The 16,054-nt window shown below is 65.4% G+C and carries 9 protein-coding genes and 1 tRNA gene; 6 read left to right on the forward strand and 4 right to left on the reverse strand.

The genetic code is table 11. The features are described from left to right. Positions 1 to 44: 44 nt before the first annotated feature. A tRNA-Val gene (locus tag HD842_RS05655) sits at positions 45 to 119 on the forward strand. A gap of 275 nt (positions 120 to 394) precedes the next feature. After that, on the forward strand, positions 395 to 2,362 hold the full coding sequence (locus HD842_RS05660; protein ID WP_183552054.1) for an MHYT domain-containing protein: 1,968 nt from the start codon (positions 395 to 397) through the stop codon (positions 2,360 to 2,362). Positions 2,363 to 2,376: 14 nt separating this feature from the next. Here the strand turns inward: HD842_RS05660 and HD842_RS05665 are convergent, their stop codons facing one another. After that, on the reverse strand, positions 2,377 to 4,413 hold the full coding sequence (locus tag HD842_RS05665) for a GGDEF domain-containing protein (RefSeq protein ID WP_221290134.1): 2,037 nt from the start codon (positions 4,411 to 4,413) through the stop codon (positions 2,377 to 2,379). A gap of 378 nt (positions 4,414 to 4,791) precedes the next feature. Between HD842_RS05665 and HD842_RS05670 the strand changes: the two genes are divergently transcribed. The 4 genes from HD842_RS05670 (at position 4,792) to cphA (HD842_RS05685) (ending at position 11,244) form a co-directional block, all read left to right on the forward strand. After that, entirely contained in the window at positions 4,792 to 6,192 is a 1,401-nt protein-coding gene (locus HD842_RS05670) for an amino acid permease (RefSeq protein ID WP_370660794.1), read from the forward strand. Positions 6,193 to 6,318: 126 nt separating this feature from the next. After that, positions 6,319 to 6,933, forward strand: a complete 615-nt coding sequence (locus tag HD842_RS05675) for an isochorismatase family protein (protein WP_183552057.1) — start codon at positions 6,319 to 6,321, stop codon at positions 6,931 to 6,933. Positions 6,934 to 7,065: 132 nt separating this feature from the next. Next, positions 7,066 to 8,520, forward strand: coding sequence for an iron-containing redox enzyme family protein (locus tag HD842_RS05680; RefSeq protein ID WP_183552060.1), 1,455 nt, complete (start codon positions 7,066 to 7,068; stop codon positions 8,518 to 8,520). 90 nt (positions 8,521 to 8,610) lie between these two features. Then, positions 8,611 to 11,244, forward strand: a complete 2,634-nt coding sequence (cphA, locus tag HD842_RS05685; RefSeq protein WP_183552063.1) for a cyanophycin synthetase — start codon at positions 8,611 to 8,613, stop codon at positions 11,242 to 11,244. Positions 11,245 to 11,654: 410 nt separating this feature from the next. Here the strand turns inward: cphA (HD842_RS05685) and cphA (HD842_RS05690) are convergent, their stop codons facing one another. Genes cphA (HD842_RS05690) through HD842_RS05700 form a run of 3 tightly spaced genes read right to left on the reverse strand, consistent with a single transcriptional unit; the run spans position 11,655 to position 16,029 of the window. Next, positions 11,655 to 14,243 (reverse strand): cyanophycin synthetase, encoded by a 2,589-nt coding sequence (cphA, locus tag HD842_RS05690; RefSeq protein ID WP_183552066.1) that lies wholly within the window; start codon positions 14,241 to 14,243, stop codon positions 11,655 to 11,657. After that, positions 14,240 to 15,121: a cyanophycinase gene (locus HD842_RS05695; RefSeq protein ID WP_183552069.1), complete on the reverse strand. Its 882-nt coding sequence runs from the start codon at positions 15,119 to 15,121 to the stop codon at positions 14,240 to 14,242. Before HD842_RS05695 ends, cphA (HD842_RS05690) begins: the two co-directional genes overlap by 4 nt. Continuing rightward, the gene (locus tag HD842_RS05700) at positions 15,118 to 16,029 is read right to left on the reverse strand and encodes an isoaspartyl peptidase/L-asparaginase (protein WP_183552072.1); all 912 of its coding nucleotides are present in this window, start codon (positions 16,027 to 16,029) and stop codon (positions 15,118 to 15,120) included. The genes HD842_RS05695 and HD842_RS05700 overlap by 4 nt, the downstream gene beginning before the upstream one ends. Between the last annotated feature and the right edge of the window lie 25 nt (positions 16,030 to 16,054).

The following is a 16,054-nucleotide window of genomic DNA, read 5'->3' on the forward strand; positions in this document are numbered from 1 at the left end:
CTATTTGGCATAATTTATCGGCTGTGGCATAATACGGCCTCGCTGGGAGGTTAGCTCAGGGGTAGAGCACTGCATTCACACTGCAGGGGTCGCAAGTTCGAAACTTGCACTTCCCACCAACGAATATGGTTGAGCGAAAAAGGCTTGCACTTCACCGTGCAAGCCTTTTTTGCATTGTGCCTCTCGCTTTGCGCCCACCAGCCAGCCCCACAACCGTTAGGCATCTTTTTGACACGAATAATTGTCAAAAAAACGCGGTCAAACAGGCCGCAGAACGAGCGGAATTCAACCGCGCCCGTGGCTTCGCCCTGTACACTTGTCGTGCAACCACGCGGCATGCGCTGTGCCTTCAGGCACGTGCCGGCATCCGAAACATTCAAGTAACGAAGCTTTCATGGTGAATGGGCATTACCAACCCTGGCTGGTCGCCGTCTCGATTCTGGTCGGCATACTGGCGTCATACACCGCACTGAGTCTGGCCATGCGCGTCAGGCAGGCGCAGCGGCGTGCGCGGTATGTCTGGGTGGCCGGCGGCGCCATGGCCATGGGCAGTGGCATCTGGGCCATGCACTTTGTGGGGATGCAGGCGTTTCGCCTGCCGCTGCCGATCGGCTACGACACCACGACGACCTTTGTGTCCTGGCTGCTGCCGGTGGTGGCGTCCGGCCTCGCGCTCTGGCAATTGCGATACCGCACGGTGCGGCCACGGCATCTTGTCGCCAGTGCCCTGCTGATGGGCCTTGCCATCAATGCCATGCACTACACCGGCATGGCCAGCATGCAGATGCATCCTGCGATTACCTATTCGCCGTGGCTGTTCGCACTCTCGGTTGCCATCGCGATCGGCGCGTCGGCGCTCGCGCTGCAGATCGGCATGCGCATGCAGGAGGGTGCTCGCTCGCGCCGCATGCTGCAATTGGCCGCCAGCGTCGTCATGGGCGGCGCGATCGCCGGCATGCATTACACCGGCATGGCCGCCGCGCACTTTGCGCCGGACAGTGTCTGTGGCGCGGCGCTGGTAGGCGTCGACCAGGATTACCTGGCGGCGCTGGTAACGATCACGACAGTGGCGCTATTGAGTATCACGCTGCTGGCCACGATTTTCGATGCGCGCCTCGAGGAGCGCAACCAGACGATCGCCGCCTCGCTCGTGGCCGCGGCCGAACGCCAGAAGCTGTTCTTGCTCGAGCAGCAGGCGCGGCTCGACGCAGAAAACGTCAGCCAGATGAAGGATGATTTCCTGGCCACGCTGTCGCACGAGCTGCGCACGCCGCTCAATGCCATGCTCGGCTGGTCGCAATTGCTGCTGCAGGGCGGGCGCGACGACGCTGCACTCAAGCGGGGCCTCTCCACGATCGAGCGCAATGCGCGTGCGCAGTCCGAACTCATCGAAGACATGCTCGACATGAGCCGCCTGCTGGCCGGCAAGGTGCGCATCGATAACGTGCCACTGTCGCCCCCGGACTTCATCAACGCTGCGCTCGACACGACGCGGCCGGCGGCCCTGGCGCGCCAGGTGACGCTGGTCGGCGATCTAGACGCCGGGGCCGGGCGCATCCTCGGCGACAGCGGCCGCATGCAGCAGGTGATGGTGAACCTGCTGTCCAATGCCATCAAGTTCAGCGAGCCGGGCGGCGTCGTGACGGTCACGCTGCGCACCCTCGAGGACGCCAGCGTGATCACCGTGCAGGATACCGGCGCCGGCATCCCGGCCGCCTTCCTGCCATTCGTGTTCGACCGCTTTCGCCAGGCCGATGGATCGTCCTCACGGCGTCACGGCGGCCTGGGTCTGGGGCTGGCCATTGCGCGCCAGCTGATCGATTTGCAGGGCGGCGCGCTGAGCGTGGCCAGTGCGGGCGAGGGGCAGGGGGCAGCCTTCACGTTGCGCATGCCGCTGGCTAGTGGCTGCGCCCCGGCGCCCGCCGCAGCGGCGCCCGCACTGGGGTTGCCGCTGACAGCGCTGGCGCTGCAGGGCCTGACGGTGCTGGTGATCGACGACGCGCTCGACTCGCTCGAACTGGTGCAGGCGGTGCTGGCGCCCAGCCAGGCCAGGATCCTGACCGCCACTGGCGCCCAGGAAGCCCTGCACCTGATCGCGCTGCACCGGCCCGACCTGATCATCAGCGACATCGGCATGCCGGTCATCGATGGGTTCGATTTCATCCGCAAAGTGCGCGCCTTGCCGGACCGCCTGATCGCCAGCGTGCCGGTGATCGCACTAACGGCGTTTTCGCGCAAGGAAGACGAGCAGAAAGTGCTGGCGGCGGGGTTCGATGAATTTCTGGCCAAGCCACTGGTGCCGGCGGCGCTGCTGCAGACCGTGGCGGCCGTCAACGCGCGCCGCACGCCGCTGCCGGTCTAGGTCCAGGTCTACCTTCAGGCCGCCACGCCCGGCAACACCAGGTCGAGTTGCAGCGCGCCTTCTGGTCGCCGCAGGCCCGCCACGATATACGCGCGGTTGCGGCCCGCTTCCTTGCCCTTGTACATGGCGCGATCGGCCAGGGCAATGGCTTGTTGCCAATCCATCGAGGGCGCCGGCGCCTCGTCTTCACCGATCGCAAACGGCAGCGCCACGGCGCCGGCCGTGGCGCTGATCGCCAGCAGCGTGCCGTCGGCCAGCAGCACCGGGGCGCTCGCCAGTGCGTCGAGGATGCGCTGCACCAGCAGCGGCCGCTGCGCCGCCGTGACGCCCTGCGAATACACGAGGAATTCTTCGCCGCCCCAGCGCAGCACCATGTCCGACTCGCGCAGCGTGGCGCGCAGGCGCTTGCCCACTTCGACCAGCACGGCGTCGCCGGCGGCGTGGCCATAGTCGTCGTTGATGCGCTTGAAATGGTCGATGTCGAGCAGCGTGAAGCAGTCCGCGGCGTCCGGCTGCGGCGCCGCTTCGCCGGTACGGCTGCGCATGCGGTCCTGGAAAGAACGCCGGTTGTGCAGGCCGGTGAGCGGGTCGTGCGCCGAATGGTGGGCCAGTTCGGCGTTCAGTTCCGAAAGGCGCTGGCCCGTGCGTTCCGATTTGCGGTACAGCCACAGCACGCCAGCGCACAGCAGCAGCGCCAGCGCGGTCCCCAGAGAGGCGGCCGTCTGCACCAGCGTACGGTGACGCAGTTCGGCGTCCTTGGCGGCGTTTTCCAGGCGCAGACTGTCGATCTGGGCAACGCGCTCGCGCGACTTGAACTGTTCTTGCAGCGCCGAGATCGCCTTGTTGCGGTCATTCACGGCCAGTTGCTGCATGACGGCGTCGCGCTCACGCAGCGTGGCAAGGGCTTCCTTGAAACGGCCGGCCCGCTCCAGCGCCTGGCTTTTTTCGGCCAGCAGGCGCCCCAGCGTGGACAGGGCGCCGGCGCGGCGCATCGCGGCGCTGACCTCGTCGACCAGGTGCAGGCCTTCCTGATAGCGGCGCTGGCCAAACAGCGCAAAGCCCAGGTTCGCTGTCGCCATCTGCAGGCTGATCCTGTCCTCGCTGTCCCTGGCAGGGATCAAGGCGGCGCGTGCGGCCGTTTCGGCCTCGGCGTAGCGGCCCAGTTTGAGGTAGGCGTTGGCCATATTGCCCAGCACATTGGCCTGGACCGACAGCAGTTGATGCGTTTGCGCCAGCCCGAGCGCCCGCTCGAGCGCCACCAGGCCGGCAGCGGGCCGGTCTTGCGTGATCAGCGCGCGGCCTTCGAAGAACGACGCCGCCGCATCCAGCCGCGGCGGCAGGCTGGTCTTGCTGGCGCGTACTTCGCGCAGCGTCTCGAGCGCGCGCACGGGATCGCGGGCATTGACGTACATGCGTGCCATGGCCAGCAGGATGTCGGCTTTGCGCGGGCTCCACAGGTCGGGGTGGTTGTTGACCAGTTCGAGCGCAGGCAAAAAGCGCTGCAGCGCGCGATCGTACTGGCCGACGGCGCTGAAAGCTGCGCCCTGCAGTGCATCGAACCCGGCCTTGAATTCCAGGCTGTCGAGATCACGGTAGCGGGCGCCCAGCGTTTCCAGCAAGCCCAGCGCCGCGGCGGGATCATTGTTTTCAATCAGGCGATACACGCGGCCCAGGCTGGCCAGTGCCAGGTTGCGCGGATCGTGCGCAGTCGTGGCCAGCTTGATGATCTGTTCGTTGGTCTCGTACGCGTCGCGGTAATTGCCGCCATCGACCTGCACCCGGCGCAACAGGAACAGGTAACGGATCCGCACCGCATAGGGCGCGCCGGCGATCAGTGCCGGGCCTTCCTGCACCAGGAGAGTGCGGGCCTGCGCATGATGTTGCTCCGCGATGACGGCAATGTCGTCGAGACGCGACGCCGGGTTCGGCGCTGCCAGTGCGCCGCCAAGCACCAGTGTAAAGCCGCAGGTCACCAGTGCACGACGCAGTCCAGTCCGCCCCGACGCGTGCGCGGGCAGTCCGGTAATCAATTGTCCTGGGGTGACATGCATGGCGGGGGAACAGCGGTGTCCAAACAGCGGAAGGCGGCCCAGACAAGCTGGGGCGGTGGCAATCACCCATTATCGAATGTTGCCCTTGGGAAATCAAGACCGCTCGACGCCGGCGCGCTGTTTACGCAACGCTCGGTTGGATTTGCCAGCGGGCACGTAAATTGCACTTGTTTCCGCAGATTGCTTTGATTCGAGACAACATTCTGGTTATATTGGCACACCTGCGAAAAAGCTGGAGATGACAGGTACAAGCAGCGGCGGTTTCAGGTCAGGCAAGCCGGCCCACCAGGCAGGATCCCGGGAGTGCGCCCGCCCATCAGGCAGGCGCAGGAATGACAAGACGCGGGACCACACCATTATTTGATTGGAGAACACGTAGTGAGTATTTTTAGAACCAAGAATCTGGATGCGATGATCGCCGCAAGCGCCAAGCCGGGCGGCCTCAAGAAAGTGCTCGGCCCGACCGACCTGATCCTGCTCGGCATCGGCGCCATCGTTGGCACCGGTATCTTCGTGCTGACCGGCACCGGCGCCGTCACGGCCGGCCCCGGCCTGTCGCTGTCGTTCGTCATCGCGGCCATGGCATGCTGCTTCGCCGCGCTGTGCTACGCCGAATTCGCCTCGACCGTCCCGGTCGCTGGTTCCATCTATACCTACAGCTACGCCACGCTGGGCGAATTCGTCGCCTGGATGATCGGCTGGGACTTGCTGCTCGAATACGGCCTGGCCACCTCGACCGTTGCGGTCGGCTGGTCGGGTTATTTCCAGTCGCTGCTGTCGGGCTTCGGCCTGGTGCTGCCTGACGCGCTGACCGCCGCCCCCGGCGCACGCCCTGGCGTCGAGACCCTGTTCAACCTGCCGGCCTTCCTGATCATGATGGCCATCACGTTCCTGCTGTCGCTCGGCATGCGCGAGTCGGCCCGCCTGAACAACGTGATGGTGATCATCAAGATCAGCGTCGTGCTGCTGTTCATCGCGGTCGGTGTCGGCCACGTCAAGCCGGAGAACTGGCAGCCGTACATGCCATACGGCATGACGGGCGTGATGAGCGCCGCCGCACTGGTGTTCTTTGCCTTCATCGGCTTCGACGCCGTCACCTCGGCCGCCGAGGAAGTCAAGAATCCGGCACGCGACCTGCCGATCGGCATCATCGGTTCGCTGATCATCTGCACCATCCTGTATGTCGTGGTCGCTGCGATCATGACCGGCATCGTGCCGCACATGGACTTCAAGGGTGTCGACCATCCGGTGTCGCTGGCGCTGCAAGTGGCCGGTGAAGACTGGGTCGCCGGCTTCGTCGACCTGGCGGCGATCCTGGGCATGAGCACCGTGATGCTGGTGATGGCGTATGGCCAGACCCGTATCCTGTTCGCGATGTCGCGTGACGGCCTGATGCCGGCGCGCCTGTCGAAGGTGCACCCGAAATACGGTACGCCATTCTTCGCAACCTGGCTGGTGGGCATCATCTTCGGTCTGATCGCCGCCGTGGTGCCGCTGACGGTGCTGGCTGAGCTGGTCAATATCGGCACGCTGGCCGCGTTCACGCTGGTCTCGATCGCCGTGATCGTTCTGCGCAAGAAGCGTCCTGACCTGCCACGTGCGTTCCGTTGCCCGGCCGTGCCTTTGATCCCGATCCTGGCGATCATCTTCTGCCTGGTGCTGATGTCGTTCCTGAGCTGGCATACCTGGGTCGCGTTCGCGATCTGGTTGACCATCGGCGCGATCGTGTACTTCGGCTATGCACGCAAGCATTCGCTGCTGAACAATACGCCGCAGTAACGCACCACAGTAAGCACCACAGTAAGCTGCATGTTTTGTGCCCCTGCCAGCGCGGGGGCTTCATGGTAGGCTCTTGTTGGCGACGCCATCATGGCGTCATGTGAACGAACAGCAAAGGAAACAACCATGAGTGCCATCGTGCTGGGTGGGGGCGACGCCCTTCTGATCGTCGACCCGCAGGTCGACTTCCTTCCCGGCGGCAGCCTGGGCGTCCCGCAAGGCGACGCCGTGCTGGCCCCGATCAATCGACTGATCGACCTGTACCGCGCGCATGCGCTGCCGGTGTACGTGTCGCGCGACTGGCATCCTGCATTGCATTGTTCATTTGCCGACCAGGGCGGACCGTGGCCCGTGCACTGCGTCGCGGGCAGCGATGGTGCACGCTTTGCCAAGGCGCTGCAGCTCGACGACGCGGTGGTCGTCTCCAAGGCCACCACGGTCGAAGTCGATGCCTATTCGGCGTTCAACGGTACCGGCCTGGCCGACACGCTGCGCGAGCGCGGCATCCGGCGCCTGGTCGTGTGCGGGTTGGCAACAGATTATTGCGTGCTCAATACGGTCGTCGATGGGTTGGCGGCGGGGTTCGAGGTGTTGCTTGCACCAGAGGCAATGCGCGCCGTAAATGTCAATACGGGCGATGGCGAGCGTGCCCTGGCGCGCATGCTCGATGCCGGGGCAATGCCGGTACAACTATCCAACAGTGGCCTGGTTCCAGAGCAGACCCTGGGAGCAGCAGCGTAATGACCTGCGTCACTCGATAATATTTTTGTAATCCCTATCTTACAGGCCGACAGCACGCCTACCGATTCTCTCGACATGCCTGAGCACGGATAATGCGGTACCGTCCATAGAACGCATTTCAAGAATCGAGACATGAGCCCAATGCTGTTAGCCGACGCGCCAGGCGTCCAGAGTGCCCCGCTGCCTACCGGCCAGGGTGCCAGGAATCTGTACTTCTCGCTGTATGCCGACCCGGCAGCGCAGCCTGATGCCGCCAAGTCGTTCATCGACGACCAGATCGCGCTCGCACGCGAGCTGCCAGTCGACCTGCCATCGAACATGAATGACCTGCAAGCGTGGATCGAAGAGCGCGCCGACGTCGTTGGGCAGGAATACCGCGAATACCTGGCTGCGCGCAAGAACGGTGCACCGCGCCGCTACTTCAGCACCCGCGCCCATGCGCTGTACTTCATCAAGGGCGTGGCGCCGACCAAGTTGGTCGATGGCGCCTGGCTGTATGGCCTGGTGCGCCAGTGGGATGACGTTGCTTTCCACCCGCTGATCAAGACCTACCTCGAAGAGCTGGGTGACGGTTTGCCGGACAAGAACCACGTGACGCTCTATCGCAAGCTGCTGGCCACGAACGGCTGCGACAGCTGGGCAGGCTTGAGCGACAGCCATTTCCTGCAGGGCGCACTGCAACTAGCGCTGGGTCATAACGTTGAGCATTACCTGCCGGAGATCATTGGCTACAACCTCGGCTACGAACAATTGCCGCTGCACCTGTTGATCACGTCCTACGAGCTGAACGAACTGGGCATCGATCCGTATTACTTCACGCTGCACGTGACGGTCGACAATGCCGGTAGCGGCCATGCCCGCAAGGCCGTGCAGTCGGTCCACGACCTGATGCCACGCGTGGGCGACCGCGATGCCTTCTGGCAGCGCGTCGTCAACGGCTACCGCCTCAACGAGCTGGGTGCCAGCACCACGTCGGTGATTGGCGAGTTCGATCTGCAGGAAGAACTGGTCAGCATCATGGCGGCCAAGAGCATCGTCGGCAAGAACATGCATTCGGACTACTGCCGCGTGGCTGGGCGCTCGGTCAACGACTGGCTGGCCGAGCCCGCGCAGATTCCCGCATTCCTGGCCGCGCTCGAAGAAGCCGGCTGGATCAAGCGCGGTGAAGCAGTCGAGCACAGCCGCTTCTGGCGCCTGGTCGAAGGCGAGCGCGCCGAGATGTTCGGTGTGTTTAATGCCTATGAGCTGCAGGTGCTGCGCGACTGGATCACGAGCCACCCGGACGGCGGGCAAGCTGCCGGCCCGCGTGTGCTGACCGCCCGCGCGCGTCAGCGTACGCTCGACCAGCATGGCCTGGGCACCGAGCGCGGGACTGCGTTCCCGGTGCGTGGCCTGATCCGCCGTCACACGGGCGCCGACGCACAAGATACAGGCAACGAGCTGCGCGTGCTGGAGCAGCAGGTTGCTTCCAGCAGCGGCAAGCAGGAAGCGATGGCGCTGCTGGCGCGTTTGCTGTCGCCGGAAGTGCACCACACCACGGTGGGCCTGATGGCCACCCGGATGTACACGCAACTGTTCGACGCCTGAGGCGTCCGCACAGTGCACAAAGCGGCCGGTACACGTAGAGAGCGTGTGCCGGCCGTCGCTTCATCAACACCATAACAAGGGAACACCAACGTGCAAATCCTGGAACAACGCTTTCTGCGCGGACCGAACGTCCACGCCGATTCACCCTGCCTGCTGTCCGTCGTCGATCTGGAAGACCTGTACGGCCTCTCGACCCGGGATATCCCCGGCTTCAACGATGCGCTGCTGGGCCTGCTGCCAGCGCTGGGCGGCGCGCGCCTGTCCGATGGCGCCACGGGCGGCTTCGCGCAGCGCCTGGCGGCCGGCACCTACCTGGGCCGCGTGATCGAAACCGTCGCCCTCGAGCTGCAGTCGTTGGCCGGCGCACCCGCCACCTTTGGCCGTACGCGCCCGGTGAACGGCCATCCGGGCCAGTTCCGCGTGGTCGTTGCGTACACCTGTGAAAAGCTGGCCGAGCCGGCCTTCGATCTGGCGGTGGACCTGGTGACGGCGCTGGCGCGCGGCGAAGCGTTTGCACTCGAGCCACGGCTGGAAGAACTGCGCGGTATCGCCGGGCGCTACGCAATCGGCACCAGCACGGCGGCCGTATTGGCGGCGGCGCACGAGCGGGGCATCCCGACCCAGCGCATCACCGAAGAAGCGAACCTGTTCCTGCTCGGCTGGGGTGTGCGCCAGAAGCGCCTGCAAGCGACGACGACGGGCGAGACCAGCTTCATCGCGGTCAAGATCGCCAGCGACAAGCAGTTGACGAAAGCGTTGTTGAAGGAAGCCGGCGTGCCGGTGCCCGAGGGCGACGTGGTCACGACCGTCGAAGCGGCGCAGCGCGTGGCGCGGCGCCTGGCGGTGCCGGTCACGCTCAAGCCACTGGACGGCAACCAGGGCAAGGGCGTCACAGTCGCCTGCGCGACACCGGACGACGTGGCGCTGGCGTTCGAATTTGCCCGTGGCTTTGGCCGGCGCGTGATCGTCGAACGCCATGTCGAAGGACGCGACTATCGCGTACTCGTGGCCTGCGGACGCGTGGCGGCCGCCTCGTGCCGCCGCCCGGCACACGTCGTCGGCGATGGCAACCTCACGGTGCGCCAGCTAGTCGAGATCGAAAACACCAACCCGGCGCGAGGCGCGGGCCATGCGACCATCCTGACCCGCATTACGCTCGATGAACACGCAAACGACATGCTGGCGCGCCAGGGCTTCGATGTGGACAGCGTGCTGCCGGTGGGCGTCACGGCCGAACTGCGCGGCAATGCGAACCTGTCGACCGGCGGCACCGCCGAAGACGTGACCGACCAGTTGCCGGAATCGACGCGCCTGCTGTGCGTGCGGGCCGCCGCCAAGATCGGTCTGGACGTGGCCGGCATCGACATCGTGTGCCAAGACATCGCGCAGCCGCTCGCAGCGCAGCGGGGCGCCGTCATCGAAGTGAACGCCGCGCCAGGCATCCGCATGCACCAGTACCCGAGCGCCGGTGAGCCGCGCGATGCGGGCGACGCCATCGTCGAAGGCCTGATGGGCAATACGGACGGGCGCATTCCCGTCATCGCACTGACCGGCACCAATGGTAAGACCACCACCACCTTGCTGGTCGCGCACGCGGCGCGCATGGCAGGCAAGGTGACGGGCGTGACGACGACCGAGGGCGTCTTCATCGACGGCAAGCAGGTCGTCAAGGGCGATTGCACCGGCTACTGGTCGGCGCGCACGGTGCTGGGCGCACCGGAAGTCGAGGTCGCGGTGCTGGAAACGGCCCGTGGCGGCATTCTCAAGCGCGGTCTCGCGTTCGATCGCTGCGACGTGGCGATCGTGCTGAATATCGCGGCCGACCACCTCGGTCTGGATGGCGTCGATACGGTCGAAGATCTGGCACAAGTCAAGGCCGTGGTGGCGCAGTCGGCCTCGAAAGCGGTCGTGCTCAACGCGGAAGACGCGCTGTGCGTGCAGATGGCGCGCCGCATCAAGCCAGGCGCTGAAGTGCTGTTCTTCTCGATGGATCCGGAAAGCCCGGTGATGCTCAAGCACCTGGAAGACGGTGGGCGTGGTGCGTATCTGCAGGATGGCGCGGTGGTGCTGGCCGACGGCCACAGCCAGCAAGCGCTGCTGCGCGTGGAAAGCATGCCGATCTCGTTCGGCGGCCTGGCACGGTTTAATATCGCCAATGCACTGGCGGCTGCTGCCGGCCTGATGGCCGCCAACTTCAACCATCTTAACATCGCTGCGGGCCTGTCGACGTTCGTCTCGAACGGCCGCACGAATCCGCTGCGCACGAACATGTTTGACGTGCGCGGCGTGACGGTCATCGTCGACTACGCGCACAACCCGGCCGCCTACGCCGCCATGGCCGACATGGCACGCGGCATGCTGCCCGGCCAATTGATCGGCATCGTGACGGCGCCCGGAGACCGCCGCGACACCGACCTGGAACAGGTCGGCCGTGTCTGCGGTGAGCGTTTCGACGAGCTGGTGGTCTACGAATCGCAAAGCCGGGGCCGTGAACCCGGCGAAGCGGTCGACCTGATCCTGTCCGGCGCCGAAGAAGTGGTCGGCATCAGCGACACGCTGCACCGCGAGCTGGATGTCGGCAATGCCATCCGCCTCGGCCTGAGTCTGTGCAACCCGGGCGACGTCCTGATCTTCGCCTGCGGCTCCTCGCTGCAAGTCTTCATCGACGCCATCCGCATGACCGACCCCGAAAGCGCCGCCCTGATCGCCGCCCAAACGGCCTGACCCGAAGATCCCGAACAATTAGGGTCAGAGTAGAATTATTGAGCAATTGATCCGGATTTAAACGGACTCAGCTTATCGAGTCCGTCGAATTCGGAAAAGTTATCAAACAATTCGACTCTGGCCCTAATTGTTCATTTTCTGATGGCAAATCTGAGGCAAAAGACTTAATTAGGGTCAGAGTCGAATTGTTGAGCAATTTCTCCCGAACTTAGCAGTCTCATCTTATGCAGGCTTGCTTATTCGAAAAAGTTGTCAAAGAATTCGACACTGACCCTAATTATTCAGTTTCTTTGGGTAGAGCCCTAGTGCAATGATTAATTGGGGTCAGTGTCGAATTATTGGGTAATGGATTTGGAGCACTGACAGTGCGTGAAAAAAACGGCCCTTTTGGGGCCGTTTGTCGTTGGGGCTCAGATTGCGGCGGCTTCGATTTTATTTGCCAGGTCCGGGCGGGTGGGGCGGAGGGCTTCCGTAAGTTCGGAGATCGATGAACCGCACCCGAAAACGAGGACGTCGCCAGGCACGCAGCGTGCCAGGCCCAGGCGGATGGCGCAGTGGACGTCATGCTCGATCTGCAGGTGGTCTGGCGCAATCTTTGCCAGCTGGGCGCCGCGGGCGATGAGTCTTGCGGACTCACCCTTGGCGCGGCCACGCGCTTCGCTGTCGTAGACGACCAGTTCGTCGAACCCGGCGGCGCAGGTGCGGCCGATGTCGATCAGGTCGGCATCGCGTCGGTCGCCCGGGGCGGCCACCACGCCGACCAGGCGGCCGGCCGTCATGGCGCGTGCCATCTCGGCCAGCGCGGCGTAGGCAGCGCAGTTGTGGGCGTAGTCGACGACCACCGTCACGCCGTCGACGTCGTACAGATTCGAGCGCAGTGGATTGTGCTTGTTGTCGGAGACAAAGCCGCGCAAGCCGGCGGCGATGTCGTGGTTGCTGAAGCCGCTGGCCATCAGCGCTGCCGCTGCCGCCATCGCGTTGGCAATGTTGTAGCGCGCACGACCGCCGAGCGACACGGGCATGTCGCGCACATCGAGCAAGGCCTCGTGCCGCATGCCCCCGGCCAGTACGATCGTCGAATCCTGCAGGTAGACGCCGCGGCCACCGTGTTCGATGTGCGGCACCAGGACTGGGTCTTCGGCGTCCAGCGCGAAATAGATGATCTCGACGCCGTCGGCCAGCGTGTCCGCCATCCTCACGCAAAGGGCGTCTTCGGCATTGAGCACCACCGCGCGCGTCGCCCTGGCCGCGACGACCGCCTTCACCCGGGCCAGATCCTCGATCGTGTCGATGCCATCCAGCCCCAGATGGTCGGCCGAGACATTCAGCACCACTGCCACGTCGCAGCGGTCGTAGGCCAAGCCGCGCTTGAGGATGCCGCCGCGCGCCGTTTCCAGCACCGCGAAGTCGACATCGGGCGAACCAAGCACACTGCGCGCCGAATGGTAGCCGGTACAGTCGCCTTCATAGGCCAGCTGCCCGTCCAGATACACGCCGCTGGTCGTCGTGACGCCGGTGCGCAGGCCGGCCAGGCGCACCACGTGTTCGATCAGCAGGCTCGTGGTGGTCTTGCCATTGGTGCCCGTCACGGCGACCACGGGAATGCGGCCATCATCGGCACCGAATATAGCTTCGACGATGGCGTCACCGGCATCGCGCGGCGCACCGCGACTCGGATACTGGTGCATCCGGATCCCCGGCGCGGCATTGACTTCGATGACGCCGCCGCGCTGATCGCGCAAGGGCAGGGCGATGTCGTCGCAGATGATGTCGATGCCCGCGATGTCCAGGCCGATCGTGCGTGCGGCGCGGATGCAGATGTCGCGCGTCTCTTCCGGCAGCAGGTCGGTCACATCCTCAGCGGTGCCGCCGGTGGACAAGTTCGCGTTGCCCCGCAAGTCGGCGCCGATGCCGGCCGTGAGCACTGTATCGAGCTCGTAACCCTGGCTGGCGAGCGTCTCGAGCGCCAGTGCGTCGAGCGGAATCTTCGTCAGAATGTTCGTGTGCCCGTCGCCCCGGGCCGGGTTACTGTTCTCGCGCTCGACCAGCGCGCGGATCGTCGAGTGGCCATCGCCCGTCACGCCAGGCGGGCGCCGCCACGAGGCAGCGGCGATGCGGCCGCCCGTGACCAGCACGCGGTAGTCGCGTCCACGCAAGTACTGTTCGACGATCACGCGCCGACCGTGTCGCCGCGCGTGATCGAAGGCCCGTTCGACGCTGTCAGGCGTCGCGCAATCGACCGTCACGCCCTTGCCCTGATTCGCGTCCAGTGGCTTGACGACCACAGCGCAGCCCAGCCGGCGCGCGACACGCTGGGCGGCCGCGCTGGTCATCACGACCTCGCCACGCGGCACCGGTACGCCGGCCTGCGCGAGCAGGGTCTTGGTCAGGTGCTTGTCGCTGGCGATGCTCACCGCGATCGAATTGGTGGCGCCGGTGATCGTCGCCTGCAGACGCTTCTGACGGCTGCCCCAGCCCAGCTGGAACAGGTTCGCCCCGTCCGTCAGCCGGCGCGATGGAATCCCGCGCCGCTGCGCCGCATCGAGCACGGCGCCGGTGCTGGTGCCGATCGCATGCGCCGAAGCGAGTTCGCGCAACGCCGCCACGGCGGCATCGAGATCGAACGGCTCATCGCGCGTCAGCGCCGTCAGCAGCTTGACGCCGACCCGCAGCGCTTCGCTCGCAACCTGCTCGACGCCGTAACCGCACACGATGCGGCGGCGCTCTTCATGCCCCGTGACCGCCAGCGTCGCACCTTGCACGCCGGGGGCGTCCGCGAGGCGCTGCAGTTCCATGATCACGGGTTCGAGCGCGTCGACGGGCAGGGCATCGTCAGACAGCCGCACGGCCGCCGCCGCGGGCAGCCCCGGCATCAACGCCAGCAGGCGCGCACCAAAGCCACGTCCCTTCGTATTCAGATTGTCGACGACCGCCATCAGGCATGGCGTCTCGGTAAACAGGTTCGGGCCCCGCAGCAGGCGCTTTTCGATCACTTTCATGAGAGAGGCGTGCGCTTCGTGACGATCTGCAGGAAGTCCAGCAGCGAAGCCGGAATGCGCCTGCCCACCTGTTCATCGCCAATCGGCAGCGAATACTTGGCGCCGGCCGGCAGCAGGTGCAGGCGCACGTCAATCAGTTCCGGGATGGCCCGGTCCTTGATCTCGGCGACGTTACTGCTCATCGAGCGGCCATCGACGACGGTCACCGCGCCTTCACCCAGCACCTCGATTCCCACGCCGCGCTCGATCACGAGCGCCGTGTCTTCATCGATGCCAATGCCTTGCAGGTACGGATTCTGCGCGACGATCGACAACAGGCGCGACAAACGCTGGCGCTCCGAGAAATGCTGGTCGACGACCACGCGGTGCAAAAAGCCCAGGCCCGCGCCCAGGCTGACCGAGCCTTTTTCGGGCAGCAGGTCGGTGCGGCCCTGCGCGAGCATGTGGCCCGACATCGCAGATGCACCGGCGCTGGTGCCACCAATGGTGGCGCCGCGCACCTTCAGCGCGGCGTGCATTTCGGCGTCCAGCGCCGTGCCACCGATCAGCGCGAGCAGGCGTTTCTGGTCGCCGCCCGTCATGAAGATGCCATCGGCTTCGGCGACCTGGCGCACGAAGTTCTCGTCGTTGGCGTCGTCGCGGCTCGTGATTTCGAGGTGGCTGTGCCGGGTCACGCCCAGTGCGCCGAAGGCGTCATCGTAGATATGCCACATCTCGTCGGCGATCTGGCTGGCGGCTGTGATCACGACGATGCGTGCGTCGGGGCCGCCGGCCAGTTCGACGAAGCGCGACAGGATCTGCATGTCGTGCTGGCGGTCCTCGTGGCCGCCGATGATGACGAGGTGGCCGTTGCGCGGTACGTTCAGTGTTGGGTTCATCGTTGTACCATTTTCGAAGTGGGCATATCACTGTTGCTGAAAGCGCCGGCGTCCGTGCGGCTCACCGCAATCAGGCCGACCTTGATGTCCGGGGTGAACAGGGCGACGCCGCGCTGCAGCGCGTCCGCCAGCGGGATGCCATCGGCAATCCAGCCATACACGGTGCGCGCCAGCAGGTGGCGCACGATCTGTTCACCGATGCCGGTGGCGGCGACGGCGCCTTCCGGGCCGGCAAAAAAGCCGCTGCCGATGATCGGTGCATCGCCGACGCGGCCCAGCAGGGCCGGCGCCGACCCGCCGCTCGAACAGGCCACGGCAAAGTGGCCGTCGGCGCCGCGCACGACGGCGCCGACGGTGTCGCAGGCCACGCCTTCGGGCAAGCGCATGGGGGTATTGTAATTCCAGTAGTGCTCGATCAGGTCGCGGTCCAGGCCCGGCATCACCGGCATCGAGCCGGCCAGTTGCGCCAGCAGCTTGCGGTGCGCCGTGCGCTGGCGTTCCGTCACCGGGGCGGCGTCCGGCATGCCGATCGTGCGCGCGAAGCGGCTGGCGCCTTCGCCGACGAGCAGCCAGTGCGGCGTGTCGGCCACCGCATGTGCCAGGCGCACCGGATTCTTCACCGACTGCACGCAGGCGACGGCGCCAAGGCGGCCGCGCGTGTCCATGATCGCCGCGTCCATTTCGACAGTGGCGCCATCCAGGCCCAGCACCGAGCCGCTGCCGGCATTGAAGCGGCCATCGTCTTCCATCGTGGTCACGGCGCCGATGGCGGCGTCGAGTGCGTCGCCATTGATTTCCAGTTGTGCCAGGGCGCGGCGCGCGGCGAGCACGCAACCGTCTTCATGGTCGCGCGACGTGCCGGCGCCGCCGTGAACAACGACGGCGCCAGCGTGGGGGGTATTGCTCATGCGGTCAATCTTTCTGCTTTATTGT

The sequence above is a fragment of the Massilia aurea genome (assembly GCF_014200505.1).
In the GTDB taxonomy this organism is placed as follows: domain Bacteria; phylum Pseudomonadota; class Gammaproteobacteria; order Burkholderiales; family Burkholderiaceae_D; genus Telluria; species Telluria aurea_B.

Coding starts and splice junctions, on each gene's coding strand:
- HD842_RS05665 (WP_221290134.1), bottom strand. CDS start 4,413: ATGCATGTCACCCCAGGACAATTGATTACCGGACTGCCCGCGCACGCG.
- HD842_RS05700 (WP_183552072.1), bottom strand. CDS start 16,029: ATGAGCAATACCCCCCACGCTGGCGCCGTCGTTGTTCACGGCGGCGCC.
- HD842_RS05660 (WP_183552054.1), top strand. CDS start 395: ATGGTGAATGGGCATTACCAACCCTGGCTGGTCGCCGTCTCGATTCTG.
- cphA (WP_183552066.1), bottom strand. CDS start 14,243: ATGAAAGTGATCGAAAAGCGCCTGCTGCGGGGCCCGAACCTGTTTACC.
- HD842_RS05680 (WP_183552060.1), top strand. CDS start 7,066: ATGAGCCCAATGCTGTTAGCCGACGCGCCAGGCGTCCAGAGTGCCCCG.
- HD842_RS05675 (WP_183552057.1), top strand. CDS start 6,319: ATGAGTGCCATCGTGCTGGGTGGGGGCGACGCCCTTCTGATCGTCGAC.
- HD842_RS05695 (WP_183552069.1), bottom strand. CDS start 15,121: ATGAACCCAACACTGAACGTACCGCGCAACGGCCACCTCGTCATCATC.